Raw genomic sequence first — 20,173 nt, forward strand, 5'->3', positions numbered from 1 at the left:
CGTGTCACCGGGCCTTGCGGCGACCCGGTGCCGTGACCCCTACTGGATGGGGAGGTGAAGGGCCCGGTCCGTCATACCGGAGCAGTACGGGAAGTTGCTCCCGGGGAGTGACGCCCCGGCGGGGCCGATTTGGTCAGATTGACATCACCACTTCTGACCGACCACGGAGGTAGGGCACACCATGGCACCGAACGACAGCGCACAGACCACCGAAGAGGCCGGGGACCTCTCGGCGCGCCGCCGCAAGGCGGCTCGCTACGTCGTCCCGGTCGCGGTGGCCGGGGTGGCGGCGGCGACCATCGGGCTCGTCCCGGCGCTCGCTGCCTCCGGTGACCCGAAACTGCCGGAGATCAGCGCACAGGAACTGATAGAGAAGATCGCCGCGTCCGACACGGAACAGCTCTCCGGCACGGTCAAGATCAGCACGGACCTCGGCATTCCGGACTTCGGCGGACTCGCGGACTCCTTCGCACCCGGCGCGGGCGGCGGAGGCGGGGAGCCCGGCGCGGAGGAAGGCGGCCCGTCCGCCTCGCCCGACGGCAAGCTGATGGAACTGGCGACCGGGTCGCACACCCTGCGGGTCGCGGTGGACGGTCCCGAGAAGCAGAAGGTGTCGATCCTGGAGAAGGCCGCCGAGTACAGCCTGATCCGCAACGGCGACGAGGTCTGGGCGTACGACAGCGGGACGAACCAGGTCTACCACGCCGAGGACACCGGCTCCGGCCACGGCAGGAACGGCTCCAAGGACGGAACCGGGAACGGGTCCGAGGACGGGGGCGCTCCGGACCGGAAGCCGCCGGGGGATCTGCCGGCCACGCCCAAGGACTTCGCCGACCAGGCCCTGAAGGCGGCGGGCGACACCACGTCGGTCAGCGTCGACGGCACCGCGCGGGTGGCCGGGCGCTCGGCGTACCAGCTGGTCATCAAGCCCAAGCAGAGCGGTTCGACGGTCGACTCGATCAGGGTCGCGGTGGACTCCAAGACCGGTACGCCGCTGAAGTTCACCGTCATCCCGAGCGGTGGGGGCAAGGCCGCGATCGACGTCGGCTTCACCACGGTCGACTTCTCCCGGCCCGCCGCGTCCACCTTCGACTTCAGCCCGCCCAGGGGCGCGAAGGTGACCGAGGCGGACGAACTGGAGAAGCAGGCGCCCGGGGGCCACGAGAAGATCCCGTCGGACGCGTTCAAGGGCGGCGGCCTGCCCGGCGGCTCCGAGGGACTGAACGTCCTCGGGGAGGGCTGGACCGCCATCGCGAAGTTCGAGTCTCCCGGCGGCAAGGGCCTTACCCCGCCGAAGGACGGCGAGCTGCCGGCCGCGGCCGAGGGCTTCCTGGACTCGCTCGGCGACCCGGTCAGCGGGAAGTTCGGCTCGGGCACCGTCTTCAAGACCCGTCTGGTGAACGCGCTGATGACGGACGACGGCACGGTGTATGTCGGCGCGGTGACCAAGGACGCGCTGGTGAAGGCCGCGAACGCCGACAAGTGACGAATGAGCCTCCGCGGCCCGGCACCCCGGCGGTTGACCGGTTGTCCGGGTCCGGGTGGTCAGGCGACCGGCCTGGCCCGTCCGGCGGACGGTCGTCGGGCGGGCCGGTTCCGTGGGTCGCGGTCGTGGGTTGCGGTCGCGGGCCGTGGGCCGTGGGTTGTGGGCCGTGGGTCCGCCGTGCAGCAGCCCGTCCTCCTGTCGGGTGGCGCGGCGGGTGGCGGCGGGTCGCGATGGCACGTCGCCATGGCTGACGGAGGAGGTCGGCCACGGCCGTCGGCCGGGGCGGCGCCGGCCCGTGTCGGCCGGTCGACGGAGCAGGCTGAGGCAGTCGGCTGAAGTCGTATGAACGGCCACCGTTCGGTTTCCTCCGCCCCGTCGTGCGCCAGTACGGTGGGGCGGAGTGCTGTGCGGACGACGGGGACGGAGAACCGGATGACAGCGGTGATCGAGACGCGCGGGCTCACCAAGCGCTACCGGGGCGGTCAGCCGGCCGTCGACCGGCTCGATCTCACCGTGCCCGCCGGCAGCGTCTTCGGCTTCCTCGGCCCCAACGGCTCGGGCAAGACGACCACCATCCGGATGCTGATGGGCCTCATCGAGCCGACCGCGGGCAGCGCGACCGTGCTCGGCGGGACCATGCCGGGGGCGGTGCGTTCCGTACTGCCCCAGGTGGGTGCCCTGATCGAGGGGCCCGCGCTGTACGGGTTCCTGAACGGCCGGGACAATCTGCTGCGGTACGACTCCGCCGACCCGACCGCCGATCCCCGTACCCGCAAGGCCCGCGTCGCCGCCGCGCTCGACCGGGTCGGGCTCACCCCGGTGGCGGGCAAGAAGGCGAAGGCGTACTCCCTGGGGATGAAGCAGCGCCTCGGGCTCGCCTCCGCGCTGCTCCGGCCGCGCAGGCTCCTCGTCCTGGACGAGCCCACCAACGGGCTGGACCCCCAGGGGATGCGCGAGATCCGTTCCCTCGTACGGGAGCTGGCCGCCGACGGCACGACCGTCTTCCTCTCCTCCCACCTCCTCGACGAGATCGAGCAGGTCTGCACGCACGCCGCCGTGATGGCCCGGGGACGGCTGCTCATCCAGGGTCCGGTCGCCGACCTGGCGGCCGGGACCCGGGGCCGTCTCACCGTCGTCACCCCCGATACGGGAGACGCGGCCCGTCTCCTCAAGGAACTCGGCGTCGCCGGGGTCGCCGTCGGGGACGGCGACCAGGTCACCGGCGAGCCACCGGGTCCCGGCACGGATCTGGCGGATCTCAACGCGGCGCTGGTGGAGGGCGGCGTACGGGTACGGGGTTTCGGGGTCGAGCGGGCCTCGCTGGAGGACGCGTTCGTGGCGCTGACGGGAGAGGGCTTCGATGTCGCAGGCTGAGCAGCGTCAGGACGAGTCCGGCCCGGTGGCTCTCGACAGCGCGGCCGATACGGAGACCGGGACCGGGACCGATACGGAGACCGGGACCGGGGTCCGGGTGGACGCCGGGCAGGAGGGCGGGGCAGGCTCGGCGACGGCAACGACGGCTGGGGCGACAGCGACAGCGGCGGCTGGGGCGGTCGTGGCGGCGCGGCCACGGGCGGGCGTGCTGTGGACGTTCGGCCTCTTCCGTTCCGAACTGGCCGTCACCCTCCGCCGCTGGCGCACGCTCGCCCTGCTGGGTGTGCTCGCGGCCGTCCCCGTCCTCATCGGGGTGGCCGTGAAGATCGAGACCGACGGCGGTGGCGGACCGTCGGGCGGCGGCGAGGGACCCGCCTTCATCGCCCAGATCACCAACAACGGACTGTTCCTGGTCTTCGCCGCGCTCGCCGCGACCCTGCCCGTCTTCCTTCCGATGGCGATCGCCGTCGTCGCGGGTGACGCGATCGCGGGCGAGGCGAACTCCGGCACCCTGCGCTATCTGCTGGTCGCCCCGGCCGGCCGTACCCGGCTCCTGATCGCCAAGTACGCCACCGCCCTGGCCTCCTGTCTGATCGCCGCGCTGGTGGTGGCGGTCTCGGCGCTCGCCGTCGGGGCGGCGCTCTTCCCGCTCGGGGACGTGACGACGATCTCGGGCACCACGCTCTCGTTCGGGGAAGGGCTTCTGCGGGCCGCGCTGGTCGCGCTGGTCGTGGCGGCCTCGCTGGCGGGGATCGCGGCGCTGGGGCTGTTCGTCTCCACGCTCACGGGCAGCGGTATCGCGGCGATGGCGACCACGGTCGGGCTGCTGATCACCGTGCAGATCCTGAACACGATCCCGCAGCTGGACGTGATCCACCCGTATCTCTTCCCGCACTACTGGCTGTCGTTCTCGGATCTGATGCGGGAGCCGGTCTACTGGGACGAGGTGCAGAAGAACCTCGGCCTCCAGGCGCTGTACGCGGCGGTGTTCGGCTCGGCGGCCTGGGCGCGGTTCACGACGAAGGACGTCAACGCCTGAGCCCTCTCCGGACCGACGGACCGCCGGGGCCCCTCGCGCCGCCGGGGCCGGGCGGGTGCGGTCGGCTCCGGCGGGTGCCGCTGTCCCGGCCGGTCGCCTTCGACGCGGGCGCTGAACAGGCGTACGGGGCCGGGCGGGCGTACGGGCCCGGACGTGGCTGCATGCGTGTGCGGTGGGTGCACACGCATGCAGCCTGCGGGGGGTGGCGGTCCTGTGGTCTTGCGGTCTTCCGGTCCTGCCGGGAAGCCCTCGGAACGTAACCTCAGAGCTTCCGGACTCCCGGACGTCCGGGAGTCCCGGGCCCCGGAGCCCTCAGAAGGTGAGCTTCCAGCTGTCGATGTACCCGGTGTCCTGGGCGGCCACGTCCTGGACGCGCAGCTTCCACGCGCCGTTGGCGGGCTCGCCGGAGGCGTTCACGGTGTAGGCGGTGACGACATTGTCGGCCGAGTCGTTGGCGCTGGAGTTCTTCAGCCGGTACGCGGTCCCGTCCGGCGCCACCAGATCCACGACCAGGTCGCCGCGCCAGGTGTGTTTGATGTCCACACCGACGGCGAGAGCGGCGGGGGCGTTCCCGGTGCGGCCCGCGACCTCGACCGTGGAGGTCACGGCGGGTCCGTTGTCGGGGACGGTGACATCGCCCGTGTTCTCGTACGCCTCACCGGGCGGGACCGTGACCGCGGTGCCGAGGGTCCACACGGCGTGGGCGGCCGCATCGCTGTTGCGGTCGAGGGCGGTGTCGTTGATGTTCGTCGTGTTGTCGCAGGCGGAGTGGTAGCAGCGGTCGAAGGACTGGCCGGCCGTGCCGCCCCACTTCTGGGCCTGCGCCGCCGTTTTGACACGGCCCGCTCCGGTGAACAGTCCGCCGACCCGTATCCCGGCATTCTTGAAGGAGGCGTGGTCCGAGCGGCCGTCCCCCTCGGTCTCGATCTCCGTGGAGACGCCGATGCCCGTGAAGTAGTCCTTGAAGACCTTCTCCAGCGCGGCATCGTCGTCGTAGACGAAATAACCGGCGTTCGGCGATCCGATCATGTCGAAGTTCAGATACGCCGAGATCTTGGCGCGGTCGGCGCCGGGCAGGTTGCCGACGTAGTGCTTCGACCCGACGAGCCCCAGTTCCTCCGCACCCCACCAGGCGAACCGCAGATGCCGGGTGGGCCGGAGCCCCGCGCGGGAGACGGCGAGCGCGGTTTCGAGTACGGCCGCCGAGCCCGAGCCGTTGTCGTTGATACCGGCGCCCGAGGCGACGGAGTCGAGATGCGCGCCCGCCATCAGGACCTGGCCCTCGTCGCCACCGGGCCAGTCGGCGACGAGGTTGTAGCCGATGGCTCCAGCGGTGGTGAACTGCTGGACGGCGGTGGTGTATCCGGCTGCGTCCAGCTTGGCCTTCACATAGTCGATGGACGCCTTGTACCCGGTACGGCCATGGGCGCGGTTGCCGCCGTTGGCGGCGGCGATCGACTGGAACTGCGTGAGATGCCCCTTCACCGAGGCGAGCGGTATGTCGGGTGCGGCCGCCGCCGCGGTCGGGGCTGCCGCGGTCGCTGTGGCCGGTGCCGCCGAGACGCCTGCCGCCGCGGGGACGGCGGTGGCGAGCAGCCCGGCCAGGGCTATGGAGGCGGCGGCGAGCGTACGTCTGGAAGCGGAGAGTCTCATGTGGGGGCTCCGGGAATTCCGTACGGGGACAGGACGGAACGTGCACCGCACCACGGAGCAGCGGATTCCGGGGTGCGGCGATGGCGGGGGGCGGTGCTGGGTCCGGTGGTGCCGTGGTGCCGTGGTGCCGTGGTGCCGTGGTGCTGTGGTGCCGTGGTGCCGTGGTGCCGTGGTGCGGGGAAGGTGGCGCAGAGGGCCGTACGGGGGAAGGCGGTACGGGGACAGCGGTGCGGCGGCTGCGGTGCCGGGGTCGAGCGGCGGTGCGGTGTGCGCGAGCACGGGACCTGGCAGGTACCGGTGGGGCACGGTGTGACGGGGGTGGCACGGGGTGCGCTGTGCCTCATGAGTTCAGCGGTAGTTCGACACACCGTCAAGGGCGGAATCCGGTCAGTAGTGTTCGTATATCGGATGGATATTCCGTTGACGGGGTCGTGACGTCGGCCCATGAAGAGGGGGCGTCGCCCGCCGTCCCCCGGTCCCATCGCCTGTCACGGGTCCGTGGCCCGGCCGGGGGAGCGCTGCGGGCGGTGGGGTGAGGTCCCGTACCCATTGGGTGCCCGGGGCGGAGTGGTCGGCGCCCGGAGGTCCGGGGGCCTCGCCCCCTGACCCGGCGTCAGGCTCGACGATCTTCGGGGACGGCTTTCCGGGTGACGGCCTTCCGGGGTGGCCGTCACCCGGAACGGCGGACGGTGGCACCGGCGCACTGCGGCACCGCGAGTGGCCAGGGGCGAGTTCTGCCCGCACCCGGGGCGGTTCCCGGCCGCGGGATGCTCCGGGCGGGTGGGTCCTCAGCCGCGGGTACGGGGAGGGGCGCCTCGGCCCTCGGGCTTCGCCGGGCCGTGCGGCGTACTGAAAGAGGGCTCACGGGTGGAGTGTCATCGCGGGAAGCGGGTCACTCCACGCAGAACTCGTTGCCCTCGGGGTCGGCCATGGTGGTCCAGACGCCGATGGGCTGGTCCTGGTGGTAGAGGACGGTCGCGCCGAGCGCCTCCAGCCGTGCGACCTCCGCCGCGCGCTGCTCGGTGCCGACATGGAGATCCAGATGGAGCCGGTTCTTGGTCGTCTTGCCCTCCGGGACGCGCTGGAAGAGGAGCCGGCGGCCGAGGCCCACGCCGGTGTCCTTCTCGTAGGGGTCGTCCGGATGGCGGACGGCGGCGTAATCCCGCCAGGCGTCGCGGTCGTGGGCCCGGACGGTGGAGTCCTCCGGCAGTTGCCCCGACGCGCGGAGCTGTTCGATGAGGGTGCTGTGGTCCTCCACCTCGTAACCGAGGGCCCCGGCCCAGAAATCCGCCTGGGCGAGGGGGTCGGAGCTGTCGAGGGTGAGTTTCCAGTGAGTAGCCATGAAACCAGTTATATTGGTTACATGAGTGAGGCTGCAAGGGGATTCATCCTCCGTCCATCGAATGGCCGCCCCTTCCACTTCGATCCCGGAGCGCTCTGTCTGGAGTTTCTGCTCCTGGGCGGACCGGGGATCCTCGCGCGCTTCGACGTGCTGCACGAACCGGAGGACCTGGTGCGCTGGGCCGCGGAGAGCCGGCTGCCGGGAGGGCTCGATCCGGCGGTGACCCCGGAGGAGGTCCGGGACGCGCGGGTCCTCCGGGACGCCGTCTACCGGCTGGCCGCAGCGCGCGCGTACGGCGACGAGCCGCCCGCCGGGGACATCGCCGTCGTGAACGCTGTGGCTGAGCAGGCGCCGCCGGTCCCCCGGCTGACCGCGGAGGGCGCCCGGGCGTGGGCCCCGGGTGTCACCGGCACCCAGCTGCTGTCGGCGGTGGCCCGTGACGCGGTGGACCTGTTCTCCGGCCCGTACGCCGACCGCGTCCGCGAATGCGGCACCCACAACTGCTATCTGCTCTTCGTCGACACCTCCCGGCCGGGCCGCCGCCGCTGGTGCTCCATGGAACGCTGCGGCAACCGCCAGAAGGTCCGGGCCCACCGCGCCCGCCACGCCGATGCCGCGGATGCCGCCGGCGCCACGAAGGACGCCGATGTGACGTGAGCCGGGAGGTGCTGCCCTCCGGCCGCAGCACCGGGCGCGGACTTTCCGACTCCCCGGGGCAAGGGCCGCCCGCACTCCGGGTCCGGCGGTATCGCGGGCGGACTCCGCGGCTTCCCCCGAACGATGGGGTCCGCCTCAAAAGACCCCGCCCCCTCCGGCTCGCGGTCACTCCCGGACGGCCCCGGACACGGCCGTCCCGCGCTTCCACGAGGAAGACCCGGCCGACGCGGACGACCGCCCGGCGTCGGCGGACGCGCTGGAAGCATGGCGGGGATGGCGGGGATGGCGGCGGTCGTACGGGCGCCGGGCGTCGACCGGGCCCCGCGCGGAGCCGAGCGGGGCCGGCCCGCGCGCCGAGAGCGGGCGAGCGGGTGTGACGCGTACCCGGACCCCGTGCCCGTACGGGGGAGTTCTGAGCAGCCCGGCACCGGCATCCCGCACCCGGGGTCCACGGCCCGGGGCGCGACCGCCCGGACCCGGAGTCCGCAGCGTTGGGCGCGACCGCCAGCGCCTCACCCTCGGGCGCCCGCAGTCCCGCACCCCCGGCCGGATCAGGCCCCGCCAGGGGAATCCGCGCTAAGAGGATTTCGCGCTCTCGCGCGCGTCATAGGCGGCGCGGGCCGTCGCGATCTCGTTCTGGTGCTGCTCGGTCCAGGTGACCAGCGAGCGGATCGTGGTGTGCAGCGTGCGGCCGAGCACGGTCAGCTCGTACTCGACGCGCGGCGGTACGACCGGATGGACCGTCCGCAGCACCAGCCCGTCCCGCTCCAGCTGCCGCAGGGTGACCGTCAGCATCCGCTGGCTGATCCCGTCGATCTCGCGGCGCAGCTCGGTGAAGCGCAGGACACGTCTGTCCAGCAGGGCGATGACCAGCAGGGACCACTTGTCCGCGACCCGGTCCAGGATCTGGCGGACCTCGCAGTCCTCACGGGTGTCCCACTGGAACGGGTCCGGATCGCCGTTGTCCTCGAAGCCGGTCACCTCGGGGTAACCAGGTGACTTCGAAGTGCCTTCTTCCACATGGATTAATCCTGCCCCAGCATCGAGTTGGTTACAAGAAGGAACTGGCCATTGATTGAGTAACCGGCCGATTCCTTCCACCGACCAGCACCTCACGAGACCGTGGAGTCATCCATGTCAGCTGCCGCGCCGCCGTCATCGCACCCGGCCATGTCCCGACGAGCCTGGGCCCTGCTGCTCATCCTCTGCGGCGCGACCTTCCTGGAGGGCATCGACGTCGCCATGCTCGCCGTGGCCGTACCGTCGATCAGGGCCGATCTCGGGCTCTCCACGGGCACCGCCGCCTGGGTGATCGGCGCCTACGTCCTCGGCTACGCGGGCTTCACCCTGCTCGGCGGGCGCGCGGCCGATCTGCTCGGCCGCCGCCGGATGTTCCTGATCTGGCTCACGGTCTTTCTGGCCTTCTCGGGCCTCGGCGGCTTCGCCACGGCGGGCTGGATGCTGATCCTGGCGCGCTTCGTCACCGGTGTGGCGTCGGCCTTCATGACCCCGGCCTCGCTGTCGATCATCACCACCTCGTACGAGCAGGGGCCGCAGCGCAACAAGGCGCTTCTGATCTTCGCGGGCACCTCCGCGGGCGGATTCTCGCTCGGCCTCGTCATCGGCGGACTGCTCACCGAACTCGGCTGGCGCTGGGTCTTCTTCGCCCCTGTCATCCTCGCGGGCGTGATCCTCGTGGCCGCCGTCAAACTGATCCCCGCCGAGGCGGCTCCCCCGCGGAAGGGCGGCTTCGATCTGGCGGGCGCGAGCGCGGCGGCCGGTTCGATGCTGCTGCTGACGTACGGCATCATCCGGCTGGAGCACGGCTTCGACGGCTGGACGACGACGCTCGCGGCCGTGGGCGGCGGACTGCTGCTGGTGGCGCTGTTCGTCTTCATCGAACGCCGGGCCTCCGCGCCCCTGGTCCGCCTGGGCATTCTGCGCCGCTCGTCCCTCGTACGGGCCGATCTGGGAGCGCTGCTGTTCGTGGGGGCGTTCATGGGGTTCCAGTTCATGATGACCCTCTACCTCCAGGAAACGAGGGGCTGGTCGTCCCTGGAGACCTCCCTCGCCCTGCTGATCATGGGCGTGGACGTGATCCTGGCCCCGACGCTCACCCCGATCCTGGTGAACCGATTCGGCAATGCCCGGGTGATCCTCGGCGGGTTCCTGCTGGCGATCGCGTCGTACGCGCTCTTCCTGCCGGTCGGTTCCGACTGGAGCTACTTCGCCATGCTGCCCGCCCTCACCCTGACCGGCCTCGCCTTCGCCCTCGCGTACGGCCCCCTGACCATCGCCGCGACGAACGGCGTCGCCCCCGGGGAACAGGGACTCGCGGGCGGACTGCTGACCACCTCGATCCAGTTCGGCGCCGCGGTCGGAGTCTCGTCGGTCACGGCGGTGTACGGCCTGGTGGCGGACGGCGCCTCCCGGATGGACGCGTTCCGGTCGGCGCTGGTGGTGCCGCTGGTGATGGTCCTGCTGGGAGCCGCGATCACGGTGACGGGGGTACGCCGACCCCGGAAGGCGGTCGGAACCCCGCTGCCCGAGAAGCAACTGGCCACCGTCGGCAGCGAGGTGTGAATCCGGCCGCCGGGGCGGGGACCGCCCTGGGCCGCCCCCAGGAGCCGGGCCCCTGACCGGTTGCCGGAGGGCCGGGGGATCCGCCGGTGACGTCCCCGTCACCGGCGGATCCGTCGTCCGCGGGTCCGTCACCGGGTGATCCGTCGTGGGCTGGTCCTTCGTCGGCGGGCCCGTGGCAAGGTGATCGTCCGGGCCGACGCGCCGCCCGACCGGACCACAGGATCAGGCTGTTCGCCGCGCCCCGCCGAGTCCTTCCGCGGTGCGGGCGCACCGGGCCGGCGAGGCCATCCGTTACGTTCCGCGCGGAACCGTGCCCGGCGCGGGGGCCGGCGCGGTCATCGTGGCCGTGGCGTCCGCGCTCGGCCCGGTGCCCGACCCGGTCGGCTGCCCGGAGGCTTCCCCGGTGGCCGACGCCGTGGCCGCCGCCGGATCCGTCTCGGGGGCATCCGCCGGGACGGTCCCCCTCATCCGCCACCTCGGCGGCGGCGGGTAACCGGAAGCCATCACGGGGGCCGCGCCCTCGGTCGCCTCCGCCGTCCGCAGGGCCTCCGCCTGTGCCCTCGTACGCCGGGCCGTCCGCAGCGCGTCCCAGGTCAGGACCGTCAGCGCCAGCCAGACCAGAGTGAAGCCCGCCCACCTCTCGGGGGGCATCGCCTCATGGAAATACAGGACGCCCAGCAGGAACTGGAAGACCGGGGCCAGATACTGGAGCAGCCCGATCGTCGACAGCGGCACCCTGATCGCCGCCGCGCCGAAGCAGACCAGCGGTACCGCGGTCACCAGTCCGGTCGACGCGAGCAGCGCCGCGTGGCCCACACCCTCCGTACCGAAGGCGGCCTCGCCCCGGGAACCCAGCCACAGCAGGAAGCCCAGCGCGGGCAGGAAGAGGACCACGGTCTCCGCCGCGAGGGACTCCAGCCCGCCGATGTTGATCTTCTTCTTGGCGAGACCGTACGCGGCGAAGGAGAACGCCAGGATCAGCGAGATCCACGGCGGCTGCCCGTAGCCGATGGTCAGTACCAGCACCGCGAGGGCGCCCGTGCCGACCGCCACCCACTGGGCCGGGCGCAGCCGCTCCTTCAGCAGGAGCACGCCGATGGCTATGGTCACCAGGGGATTGATGAAGTAGCCGAGGGACGCCTCGACGACCTTGCCGGAGTTGACGGCCCAGATGTAGACGCCCCAGTTCACGGCGATGACGAGCGCGGCGACGGTGACGAGCCCGAGCCGGCGGGGATCGCGGATCAGCTCCCCCATCCAGCTCCAGCGCTTCAGCACCAGCAGGGCCAGTGCCACGACGACGAGCGACCAGGCCATCCGGTGCGCCAGGATCTCGGTGGCGTCCGCCGGTTTGAGGAGGGGCCAGTAGAGGGGGACCAGGCCCCACATTCCGTAGGCACTGATCCCGTACAGCAGCCCTGCACGCTGTTCGCCGTCCGACTTCACCGGACCTCCTGCCCTGTGCGTGTGGCTCCGTCGTGACCCCGTCGGCCACTTCGTCGAAGGTACGCGTCACCCGAGTCGACTGTCATGCTCGTATCGGAATACGGTCATGACCTCTCGGGGGGAACGGGGACGCCCGGCCCCGTCTCGCGCCGCGGATCCGGCCCGTCTCGCGCCGCTGGTCCCGGGCGCGGCACACGCCGGGCCGCGAGAGTGACGGCGGGCAATCTCCCCGGAGGCACAGACGGCTGTCGGTAACTGGTCGTACGATCAGCGGCACACCATGGGGGAGAACGTGCCGAGCGGGGGCTTGATGGCATACGCAAGAGTGGTGCGCGCCGGGGGCGGCGCACTGGCGGGGGCGCTGCTGTGGACCGGCTGCACCACGGATCCCGGAGGGGACGGCAAGCCGTCCGCGGCCCCTTCCGCTTCCGCGCCCGGGGGCGGGGCGGCGAGTCCCGGCGGGCCTGGCACGGGACCTTCGGGGGACCCGGCGCCGGTCGCGAGCCCCGGATTGCTCGACTACACCCCCGACCCCGCCCGCCTGCCCAGGACGAAGGCCGACGCCCGGAAACTGGCTCAGGCGGTCGTGGCCGGTCCCGAGCTGTGGGGCCCGGGCTATGTGAAGCGGACGCCCTATCTGAGCGCGCCCGGACACTGGCCCGTACTCGGCGAGGACTGCGTCTGGCACGGCGGCACCCAGCCGCCCGGAGTGCTGTACTCCGTCACCGCCTACAGCGAGCTTCCCGCGACCGGCGGAAAGGGCCCGGTCCGGGTCGCCGCCACCGTCACCGTCCATCGCGACGACCGTTCGGCGGACTGGGAGATGGCCGAGACCCTGGAGGAGGCCCTCCGCTGCCCGGACCAGAAGCTGCGTGACGGCGAGCGCATCAGCGGACTGCTCTCCCTCGGCACCGCGTACGGCAAGGGCAACTTCACCGCGCACGACTCGGTCGCCGAGAGCGGCCAGTACCACAACGAGGCGTTCGACGCCGAGTACATCTACGACTGGTACCAGGCCCGGCTTGGTCAGGTGACCGTCGCAGCCGTCTCCAAGGGCGCGAAGGGATACACCACGGACGAGATCAACCAGGCGAGGGTGGAGGCCCTGACGGCGATGCTCAGCCGTATCGAGAAGCAACTGGAGAGCGAATGAGCGCCGAGCCACCACCGCAGGACTCCGGTGAGTACGGGGAGCCCGGGGCCCCCGGGGAGCCGGAGCCCCGCGATTCCGTCCGGCCCGTCCCGCCGACCGCGCCGACTCCACCGGCCCCGGCGGACCGGACCGGGCAGGAGGGCTTGACCGGTCAAGCGGATCCGACCGGGCAAGAGGGCCGGGTGGACCGGACCGGGCAAGAGAGCACGGCGGACCCGGCGGACCCGGCGGAGCCCACCGTCCCCGTGGTCCCGTCGGACCCCGCTGACGGCCCGGTCCGAGCCGACGGGCCCGCACCGGCCGAGCCCGGCACCGCCGATACCTCCGGCCCCGCGGCTCCGACGGCTCACGCGGCCCCCGTCGCTCCGGCCGACGGCTCCGGCTCGGCCCCCGCGCCCGGTCACGCCGTCCCGACGGTTCCGCCGACGCGGGGCGGTCCGGCGGGGCTGACGGAGGGCCGGCCGCCAGGGGATGCGCCCGGCGGCCACGGGGCCCCCGCCTCGGCCCATCCGGCACCGCCACTCCGCCCCCAGGCCCCGGCGGCCCGAGCCACCACCCCGCCCCGGCCCGCCGGGGAACCGGAACGACTGCTGCCGGGCGACCCCTCGTCCATCGGCGGATACCGCCTTGTGGCCCGGCTCGGCGCGGGCGGCATGGGCGTGGTCTACCTCGGGCGGACGGACTCGGGAGAGCTGGCGGCCGTCAAGGTGACGCTGGCCGACCTCGCCGATCAGCCCGACTTCCGCGCCCGCTTCCGCCGCGAGGTGGACGCGGCCCGCAGGGTCTCCAGCCCCTGGGCGGTCCCGGTCACCGGAGCCGACGCGGACGCGCCCGAACCGTGGCTGGCCACGGCCTTCGTACCCGGCCCCTCACTGGCGGAGGCGGTCGCCGCGGAGGGCCCGCTGCCCGCGAGCAGCGTCCGCGTGCTGGGCGCGGCGATCGCGAAGGCACTGGCCGCCGTGCACGAGGCCGGGCTGATCCACCGGGACGTCAAGCCCGGCAATGTGCTGCTCGCGCTCGACGGCCCGCGCCTGATCGACTTCGGGATCGCCCGTACGGCGGGCGAGACCCCGATCACCTCCACCGATGTGGTCGTGGGAACTCCCGGCTTCCTCGCCCCCGAGCAGGCCGAGGCGCGCGGCGCTGAGATCGGCCCGCCGAGCGACGTCTTCGCGCTGGGCTGTCTGCTGGCGTACAGCCTGACCGGACGGCTGCCCTTCGGCCGGGGAGCGATGGACGCGCTGCTGTACCGGACCGTCCATGACGACCCCGATCTCGACGGCGTCGAGGAGGGGCTGGCACGTCTGCTGAACGCCTGTCTGGAGAAGGACCCCCGCCGCCGCCCGACGGCCGTCGAGGTGGCGGACCGTCTGGCCCGCCCCTCGGCGTACGAGGAGCAGGAGCACCGGCCCGCACACCCCGCACGCCCCGACCAGGCAGGCCAGGAGGCCGGCCCGGGCGACGGGAGTGACGGGAGCCACGGGAGCGGACCGGGTCACGTGAGCGCCCCGGGTCACGGGAGCCACCCGGGCGACGGAACCGCCGCCTCCGGGAAACCGCCCGCCACGGCGGCCCCGGCCGGGGAGCCCCCGGCCGCCGGTACCGACTGGCTGCCGCCCGGGGTCGTACGGATCATCGCCGAGCGTTCGGCGCGCATGCTCGCGCTGCCCGGCATCGAGCCGACCCTGGCGGAGGACCCGGAGCAGGAGAAGAAGCCGGTCCGCAGACGGGCGTTCCTGCTGGCCGCGTCCGGTGGCGCGGTCCTCGTCGCGGGCGGCGGCGCCGCGCTGTGGGCCGGACTGCGCGACGACGACGGCCGGGGCGGCGAGCCCGCCGCCGCACCGGACCGCCGGCGCTGGATGATCGGCGTACAGGCGGACCTGACCGGTCCGCAGAAGGAGATCGGGATCGAGCAGGAACGCGGAGCACGGCTCGCGGTCGACCTGTTCAACGCGCAGAAGGACAAGCCGTTCACCCTCGGACTGAAGACCGAGGACGACGCGGGGGACAAGACCCGGGCGCCCGCCGCGGCCCGCCGGATAGCGGCCGAGCGCGGTGTCTTCGCCGTTCTCGGCTCGACCGGCGACTACACGACCGAGGCCGTCATCCCCGCGTACGACGAGGCGCAGCTGGCGCTGATGACGACCTCCGCCGGGCTGAACACCCTGGCCACCGCCGAGAACAACGTCTTTCTGCGCGCCTGCCCACAGCACCCGATCGTCGCGATGCAACTGGCGTACTACATCCACGGCAAGGCCAGGTCCGTACGCCCGGGGCTGCTCCAGGACCGCGACGACGACAACTACGCCTGGCAGTACATCGCGCTGATCAACTCCGTCCTGGCGAAGCAGTACGGCCTCCGGCCGCATCCGCGGGTCGTCCCGGCGGGCGTCGACGCGTACGGGCCCGTCATCAAGGAGATGGTCCGGGCGGGCATCGACGCGTACGTGCACTGCGGCCCTGCCCGCAGCGCGGCCAAGGCGGCCCGCGCCCTGGCGGAAGCGGGCTTCACCGGGCCGAGGTTCGGCGGCCAGCAGGTGCTGGGCTCGGAGTTCCTGAGGCTCGCCGGGGACGCGGCCGAGGGCTGGATCATCGGTGCTCCCGTCGTGGACCCGGTGGCCGTGCCGGGGGCGAAGGCGTTCTCGGCCGCGTACCGCAAGCGGTACGGCAGGGCCCCCGGGTTCTACGCGGGAGAGTCCTTCGACTGCGTGAACATGATGGTCCGTTCGTTCATCAAGGGCTCGAAGGGCACCCGGCGGCCGAGCCGCGGCGAACTCGCCGCGGCCCTGCGCAAGGCGAAGTACACCGGAGCCATGGGTTCCTACCTCTTCAAGCAGGACACCGGCGACCTCGGGGGACTGGGTACGTATCTCTACACCGTCGACGGCGGCCGTTACCGCTACCTCGGCTCGGCGCCCGTCGAGGACCCGGGACGGAGGAAGTCATGACGGGCGGGCGGCCGGCGGCGTACGTGCCGGGCCGGCGATCTGCGGCGCACCTGCCGGGCCACCGCCCCCGTGTGGGGGGCCCTCGGCCGGGGGAGCGGGGACCCCGGCGCGGGGAGGCGAAGCCGGGGCGGGGAGAACGGAAACCTCCGTACGGAGAGGCGAAGTCGGGGCCGGGAGCGCGGGAACTCCGGTGCGGGAACGCGAAGCCGGGGCCGGGAGCGCGGGGCCCCCGCCCTCGAACGCGGGGTCCCCGCCCCGGCGCACGGGGATCTCAAGTCGGGCAAGTCAGGCAAGGCGGGCAGGCCCCCCGGGCGGCTGAACCGTGCAGCCGCTGAGGCCCGGCGACCCCTCGTCCGTCGGCGGATACCGGCTGGTCCGCCGGCTCGGCGCGGGCGGCATGGGCGTGGTGTATCTCGCCCGCTCCGAGCGCGGCGCCCTCGCCGCGGTCAAGGTGATCCGGGCGGAGCATGCCGCCGACCCCCGCTTCCGAGCGCGTTTCCGGCGCGAGGCGCAGATCGCCCGGCGGATCAGCGGTCCCTGGGTGGTACGGGTCGTGGGCGCGGACGCGGAGGCGCGCGAACCATGGCTGGCCACCGAGTATGTGCCGGGGCCCTCGCTGTCGGAGGCCGTCGCCGCCCATGGACCGCTGCCCGAGCGCACGGTCCGCGCACTGGGCTCCCGTCTCGCGGAGGCCCTGGCCGGTGCGCACGCGGAGGGCCTGGTCCACCGGGACGTCAAGCCCGGCAATGTGCTGCTGGCGCTCGACGGCCCCCGCCTGATCGACTTCGGCATCGCCCGCGCGACGGGAGCCACCGCCCTCACCGCCAGCGACGCCGTGATCGGGTCGCCCGGCTTTCTCGCCCCGGAACAGGCGCGGGCGGCCGGATCCGGTGAGGTCGGCCCGGCCAGCGATGTCTTCTCCCTCGGCTGTGTCCTCGCCTACGCCGCGACCGGACGCAGGCCCTTCGGTACGGGGACACCGGCCGCGGTCCTCTACCGTACGGTCCACGAGGAACCCGACCTCGTCGGCGTACCTCCCGGCCTGCTGGAACCGGTACGGGCCTGCCTCGCCAAGTCCCCGGCGGACCGGCCGTCGCCGTACGGGATACGGGCCGCGCTCGCCGAGCCGCAGCGCGGTGACGGCGACTCCGGCCGGGCGGGGTCCGGTGTATCCGGAACGGGCGGGCCAGGGCTCCCCGACCCCCGGCTCGAACCCGGCCCCCGCCGATCCGGACCGGGCGAGGCCGGACCGAGTGACACGGGGCCGCGCCCCACCGGACCGCGGGACGCCGGACCGCGGGAACCGCGACGGGGCGAGCCCGCGGACGACTGGCTTCCGGACGGGCTTCCTGCGCTGATCGCGGAACGCTCCTCCCGCGTTCTCGAACTGCCCGTGCCCGACCCGACCGTGGTCGTGACCCCGGCGGACCCCCGGGCGGCCCCGCCGTCCCGCCGCCGATTTCTGGCCCTGGGCGGGGTGGGGGCAGTGGCCGCGGCCGGCGGGGTCGCCGCCTGGCTGGCCAACCGCCCCTCCGGCGGTTCACCGGGGTCCAACGGAGCACAACGTTCCGGCGGCCCCCGCCCGCGCCGTGTCGTGGCCGTCGCCACCGACCTGAGCGGTCCGAACAAGGCGGACGGAAAGGCTCAGGAACGAGGTGCCCGGCTCGCGGCCGAGACCTTCAACGCCCGCCCCGACCGCCCGTTCAACCTGGTCCTCACCTTCTTCGACGACGGTGGCGCCCCCCAGCGGGCGGTGACACTCGCCAAGACCCTCATCGCCGACCCGTCCGTCCTCGCGGTCATCGGGCCCACCACCTCCGCGATCTCGCACGCGGTGATGGAGACGTACGACTCGGCCTCTCTGCCCGTGCTGTCCGTCTCGGTGGGCTCCGGCCAGTACGAGGTGTCCCGGCGGCGTGCGTACTTCGAACTGCGGCCCAGCGAGAACCAGTTGATCATCCCGGTGAGCCGGTACTTCGTCATCGGCAAGACGGAACGGGTCGCCGTCGTGGACGACAAGGCGGGCGGCGCCTACTCATGGAGCCTGGTCAAACTGCTGAACTCCGGGCCGTCCGAACTGGGTGAGGTCACCACCCACCCGGTAGCGGCGGACAGCGACGACTTCGCCTCAGCGGTACGTGCCGCGCTGGCGGTCCGACCGGACGGTCTGGTGTACGCGGGCAACTCCCCCTCCCGGGCCGCGCTGACCGCCCGTGCCCTGCGCGACCAGCGGTACAAGGGTCTCCTGGGCGCCACCGAACCCGCCATGGGCCCGGAGTTCCTCGCCGATGCGGGTGCCTCGGCGGAGGGCTGGGTCTTCGGCGCGGGATACGTCGATCCGGCACGGATGCCCGGCGCCAGGGCGAAGGAGTTCCTGGCGGCCTACCGCGAGCGATGGAAGCTGCCGGGCGCCGAACGGCACGCGGTGGAGGCGTACGACAGCGTCCTGTTCGTCGCCCAGGGGATCGAGGGCCTGGGCGACGACGGGGCCACAAGGGGCGCGCTCGTGCGCAGACTGCGCGGGATGACCTACACCGGGGTCGCGAAGCCCATCTCCTTCCAGCCCAGCACCGGGGAGTTCACGCTGAACGTGGGGCTGTTCCTCCACCGGATGGAGGGCGGGCGCCCCCGGTTCCTCGGCCAGTACCAGTCGGTGACGTCCACGAAGACCTGACGTTCACGAAGACCTGACGTCTTGGAAGACCTGATGTCCTCGAAGTCCCCGGTGTCCACGGGACGGGGTCCGGGCGCCGTCCCGTGCACGACACGGTCCGCGGCGGCCCGGAACCCCGGTACGGCTCAGCGGACCCGGTCGTAGACCATGGCGATCTCGCCCAGTTCGCCGGTCTCCTGGTGGGTGAGCGCCCACTTCGAAGCCGGCAGGCCGTCCTCGAACAGCCTCTGACCGCCTCCGGCGATCTCCGGGAAGATCATGAGATACAGCCGGTCCACCAGGTCTGCCGCGAGGAGCGCCTTGATGACGCTCGGGCTGCTGTTGGCGAGGATGTCGCCCTCGCCGGTGCTCTTGAGTTCTGTGACGACATCCGCGGCCGGGGCGTTCACCACGCGGGCGCGGTCCCACGGCGCTTCGGCCAGGGTGGTCGAGAAGACCACCTTCTCCGTGTCCACCAGCCACTTGGCGTAGCCGCGATCACGCGGATCGGCGTTCTCGTCCTCGGCGACCGGCGTCCAGTACCCCAGGAATCCCTCGGCGTTGATCCGGCCGAGCAGTGCCGTCGTCGCGCCCTCCCAGATCCGGGTGAGCTGGTCCCGCGCGACCTCGGAGGTCACATACGGCGCGAACATGCTGAAGTCACTGGGCCCGCCGGGACCGTGATAGCGCCCGTCGAGGGAGAGGCTGAGGTTCGCTGTCACCCTGCGGCCTGTCACGTCGGTCATTTCGTGCTCCTTGCGTCGTTGCTGATGCTGTCGGTGTTCGTGTCGGTGTTGCTGCCGGTTTCGGTGTCGGTGCTGTGCGCGTCCGCGGCGAGGGTTGCCGCGAGCTTGTCGAGGCTCTGGCCGAAGCCGATCTCGATGCCTGCGATGAAGTCGGCGGAGTCGACGGTGCTGTCGGTGATCCGCCAGTGGGCGTCGAGGTCTGTGCCGGTCCCGGTGGTCCGCAGGTCGAGCGCTACATGGGCGGTGAAGGCGAGGCCGCCGTCGGGAAGCCGGGGGGAGAGCCGGTAGGCAAGGCGCTCCCCGGGGTGTGCCTCGTCGACGACTCCCTCCGCGTACCCGGCGACCAGGTCGGATCCGTCGGCGTCCTCGACATCGCGGTACTCCAGGACGATCCGCCCGCCTTCCTGCGCCTCGAAGACGAGTCCGGAGACACGGAGGTCGTCGGGCGTCCACCAGCGGGCGAGCAGGGGGGCCTCGGTCAGATGGCGCCACACCAGGCCGGGGCGCCCCGTCAGGGACCGGCGGAAGCTGAACGAGCGGCCGTCGGCCCACCCGGCTCCTCCGCGGCGAGCCGCTCCGCGTGGAGGTGGGTCCCATAGCGGTCGTAGGTCTCGCGTGGGCCACCGATGTGCTCCGCGGTGTCGGCGAGCCGGCCGAGCGCGGCGGCCAGTTCCCGCAGCGGGCCGGGCCGGAGCGCGTAGATACGGCGTCGGCCGGTGCGCTGCGAGGTGACGACACCGGCGCGCTCAAGGGTCTGCAGATGTTTGGTCGTCTGCGGTTGGCGTGCCCCGGCCAGCCGGGCGAGGACACCGACCGGGCGAGGCCGCTCGGCCAGCAGGCTCACGAGCCGCCAGCGCGCCGGGTCGGCCAGTGCGGTGAGGAGTGCGTCCATGTGGGCAAGTATTCTTCAAAGAGAATATTCGTGTCAAGGAATATGTTGGAAATGGCGAGGGAGGCGGAGAGTGAACGGAGTCGGCCGGCCCGGTCGCGACCGAGAAGTCCTCACCCTGGACCGCGATGCGGATGACCGTCCGAGCACGACGACACTCCGGCGCGGGTGCCGGTGCGGTGGGTCGGGCCGCGCGGCGGTCCG

General features: G+C 72.6%; 15 protein-coding genes. 8 read left to right on the forward strand and 7 right to left on the reverse strand.

The genetic code is table 11. From position 1 onward, the window contains the following. Window positions 1-181: 181 nt before the first annotated feature. The 3 genes from ACIBCM_RS18985 to ACIBCM_RS18995 all read left to right on the forward strand — a co-directional run bounded on the left by ACIBCM_RS18985 (window position 182) and on the right by ACIBCM_RS18995 (window position 3,899). Complete coding sequence (locus ACIBCM_RS18985; RefSeq protein WP_399244616.1) at window positions 182-1,486, forward strand: outer membrane lipoprotein carrier protein LolA; 1,305 nt, start codon at window positions 182-184, stop codon at window positions 1,484-1,486. Between the two features lie 432 nt (window positions 1,487-1,918). After that, on the forward strand, window positions 1,919-2,860 hold the full coding sequence (locus tag ACIBCM_RS18990; RefSeq protein WP_399244618.1) for an ABC transporter ATP-binding protein: 942 nt from the start codon (window positions 1,919-1,921) through the stop codon (window positions 2,858-2,860). Further along, window positions 2,847-3,899: an ABC transporter permease gene (locus ACIBCM_RS18995; protein ID WP_399244620.1), complete on the forward strand. Its 1,053-nt coding sequence runs from the start codon at window positions 2,847-2,849 to the stop codon at window positions 3,897-3,899. Before ACIBCM_RS18990 ends, ACIBCM_RS18995 begins: the two co-directional genes overlap by 14 nt. Window positions 3,900-4,211: 312 nt before the next feature. Here ACIBCM_RS18995 and ACIBCM_RS19000 read toward each other — a convergent pair whose 3' ends face one another. Both ACIBCM_RS19000 and ACIBCM_RS19005 read right to left on the reverse strand, forming a co-directional pair. Further along, a complete protein-coding gene (locus ACIBCM_RS19000) occupies window positions 4,212-5,552 on the reverse strand; it encodes a M28 family metallopeptidase (protein ID WP_399244621.1) in 1,341 nt (446 codons plus the stop codon). Between the two features lie 892 nt (window positions 5,553-6,444). After that, window positions 6,445-6,894, reverse strand: a complete 450-nt coding sequence (locus tag ACIBCM_RS19005; RefSeq protein WP_399244622.1) for a VOC family protein — start codon at window positions 6,892-6,894, stop codon at window positions 6,445-6,447. A 21-nt stretch (window positions 6,895-6,915) separates the two neighbouring features. Here ACIBCM_RS19005 and ACIBCM_RS19010 point away from each other — a divergent pair, with 21 nt between their 5' ends. After that, window positions 6,916-7,551: a CGNR zinc finger domain-containing protein gene (locus ACIBCM_RS19010; protein ID WP_399244624.1), complete on the forward strand. Its 636-nt coding sequence runs from the start codon at window positions 6,916-6,918 to the stop codon at window positions 7,549-7,551. Between the two features lie 576 nt (window positions 7,552-8,127). Here ACIBCM_RS19010 and ACIBCM_RS19015 read toward each other — a convergent pair. Next, complete coding sequence (locus ACIBCM_RS19015) at window positions 8,128-8,571, reverse strand: winged helix-turn-helix transcriptional regulator (RefSeq protein WP_399244626.1); 444 nt, start codon at window positions 8,569-8,571, stop codon at window positions 8,128-8,130. 150 nt (window positions 8,572-8,721) lie between these two features. Between ACIBCM_RS19015 and ACIBCM_RS19020 the strand changes: the two genes are divergently transcribed. Then, complete coding sequence (locus ACIBCM_RS19020; protein WP_399244628.1) at window positions 8,722-10,134, forward strand: MFS transporter; 1,413 nt, start codon at window positions 8,722-8,724, stop codon at window positions 10,132-10,134. A 291-nt stretch (window positions 10,135-10,425) separates the two neighbouring features. On the opposite strand, the gene rarD is transcribed toward ACIBCM_RS19020, so the two are convergent. Beyond that, entirely contained in the window at window positions 10,426-11,580 is a 1,155-nt protein-coding gene (gene rarD, locus ACIBCM_RS19025; protein WP_399244630.1) for an EamA family transporter RarD, read from the reverse strand. Window positions 11,581-11,890: 310 nt separating this feature from the next. Between rarD and ACIBCM_RS19030 the strand changes: the two genes are divergently transcribed. From ACIBCM_RS19030 to ACIBCM_RS19040, 3 genes are all read left to right on the forward strand, one after another. Continuing rightward, window positions 11,891-12,733 carry a hypothetical protein gene (locus ACIBCM_RS19030; RefSeq protein ID WP_399244632.1) on the forward strand — a complete coding sequence of 281 codons (843 nt, stop codon included), beginning with the start codon at window positions 11,891-11,893 and terminating at the stop codon, window positions 12,731-12,733. 629 nt (window positions 12,734-13,362) lie between these two features. Further along, on the forward strand, window positions 13,363-15,681 hold the full coding sequence (locus ACIBCM_RS19035) for a bifunctional serine/threonine-protein kinase/ABC transporter substrate-binding protein (protein WP_399244634.1): 2,319 nt from the start codon (window positions 13,363-13,365) through the stop codon (window positions 15,679-15,681). 322 nt (window positions 15,682-16,003) lie between these two features. Continuing rightward, on the forward strand, window positions 16,004-18,355 hold the full coding sequence (locus ACIBCM_RS19040; RefSeq protein ID WP_399244636.1) for an ABC transporter substrate-binding protein: 2,352 nt from the start codon (window positions 16,004-16,006) through the stop codon (window positions 18,353-18,355). A gap of 125 nt (window positions 18,356-18,480) precedes the next feature. Here the strand turns inward: ACIBCM_RS19040 and ACIBCM_RS19045 are convergent, their stop codons facing one another. From ACIBCM_RS19045 to ACIBCM_RS19055, 3 genes are read right to left on the reverse strand one after another with little or no spacing between them, the layout of a single operon-like run. Beyond that, window positions 18,481-19,080, reverse strand: a complete 600-nt coding sequence (locus ACIBCM_RS19045; RefSeq protein ID WP_399244638.1) for a dihydrofolate reductase family protein — start codon at window positions 19,078-19,080, stop codon at window positions 18,481-18,483. Beyond that, window positions 19,077-19,574: an SRPBCC domain-containing protein gene (locus ACIBCM_RS19050; RefSeq protein WP_399244640.1), complete on the reverse strand. Its 498-nt coding sequence runs from the start codon at window positions 19,572-19,574 to the stop codon at window positions 19,077-19,079. The genes ACIBCM_RS19045 and ACIBCM_RS19050 overlap by 4 nt, the downstream gene beginning before the upstream one ends. Window positions 19,575-19,591: 17 nt before the next feature. After that, complete coding sequence (locus tag ACIBCM_RS19055) at window positions 19,592-19,972, reverse strand: ArsR/SmtB family transcription factor (RefSeq protein WP_399244642.1); 381 nt, start codon at window positions 19,970-19,972, stop codon at window positions 19,592-19,594. Window positions 19,973-20,173 lie beyond the last annotated feature (201 nt).

This window comes from Streptomyces sp. NPDC051018 (assembly GCF_044456085.1).
Classification (GTDB): Bacteria; Actinomycetota; Actinomycetes; order Streptomycetales; family Streptomycetaceae; genus Streptomyces.

Coding starts and splice junctions, on each gene's coding strand:
- ACIBCM_RS18985 (WP_399244616.1), top strand. CDS start 182: ATGGCACCGAACGACAGCGCACAGACCACCGAAGAGGCCGGGGACCTC.
- ACIBCM_RS18990 (WP_399244618.1), top strand. CDS start 1,919: ATGACAGCGGTGATCGAGACGCGCGGGCTCACCAAGCGCTACCGGGGC.
- ACIBCM_RS18995 (WP_399244620.1), top strand. CDS start 2,847: ATGTCGCAGGCTGAGCAGCGTCAGGACGAGTCCGGCCCGGTGGCTCTC.
- ACIBCM_RS19000 (WP_399244621.1), bottom strand. CDS start 5,552: ATGAGACTCTCCGCTTCCAGACGTACGCTCGCCGCCGCCTCCATAGCC.
- ACIBCM_RS19005 (WP_399244622.1), bottom strand. CDS start 6,894: ATGGCTACTCACTGGAAACTCACCCTCGACAGCTCCGACCCCCTCGCC.
- ACIBCM_RS19010 (WP_399244624.1), top strand. CDS start 6,916: ATGAGTGAGGCTGCAAGGGGATTCATCCTCCGTCCATCGAATGGCCGC.
- ACIBCM_RS19020 (WP_399244628.1), top strand. CDS start 8,722: ATGTCCCGACGAGCCTGGGCCCTGCTGCTCATCCTCTGCGGCGCGACC.
- ACIBCM_RS19030 (WP_399244632.1), top strand. CDS start 11,891: ATGGCATACGCAAGAGTGGTGCGCGCCGGGGGCGGCGCACTGGCGGGG.
- ACIBCM_RS19045 (WP_399244638.1), bottom strand. CDS start 19,080: ATGACCGACGTGACAGGCCGCAGGGTGACAGCGAACCTCAGCCTCTCC.
- ACIBCM_RS19055 (WP_399244642.1), bottom strand. CDS start 19,972: ATGGACGCACTCCTCACCGCACTGGCCGACCCGGCGCGCTGGCGGCTC.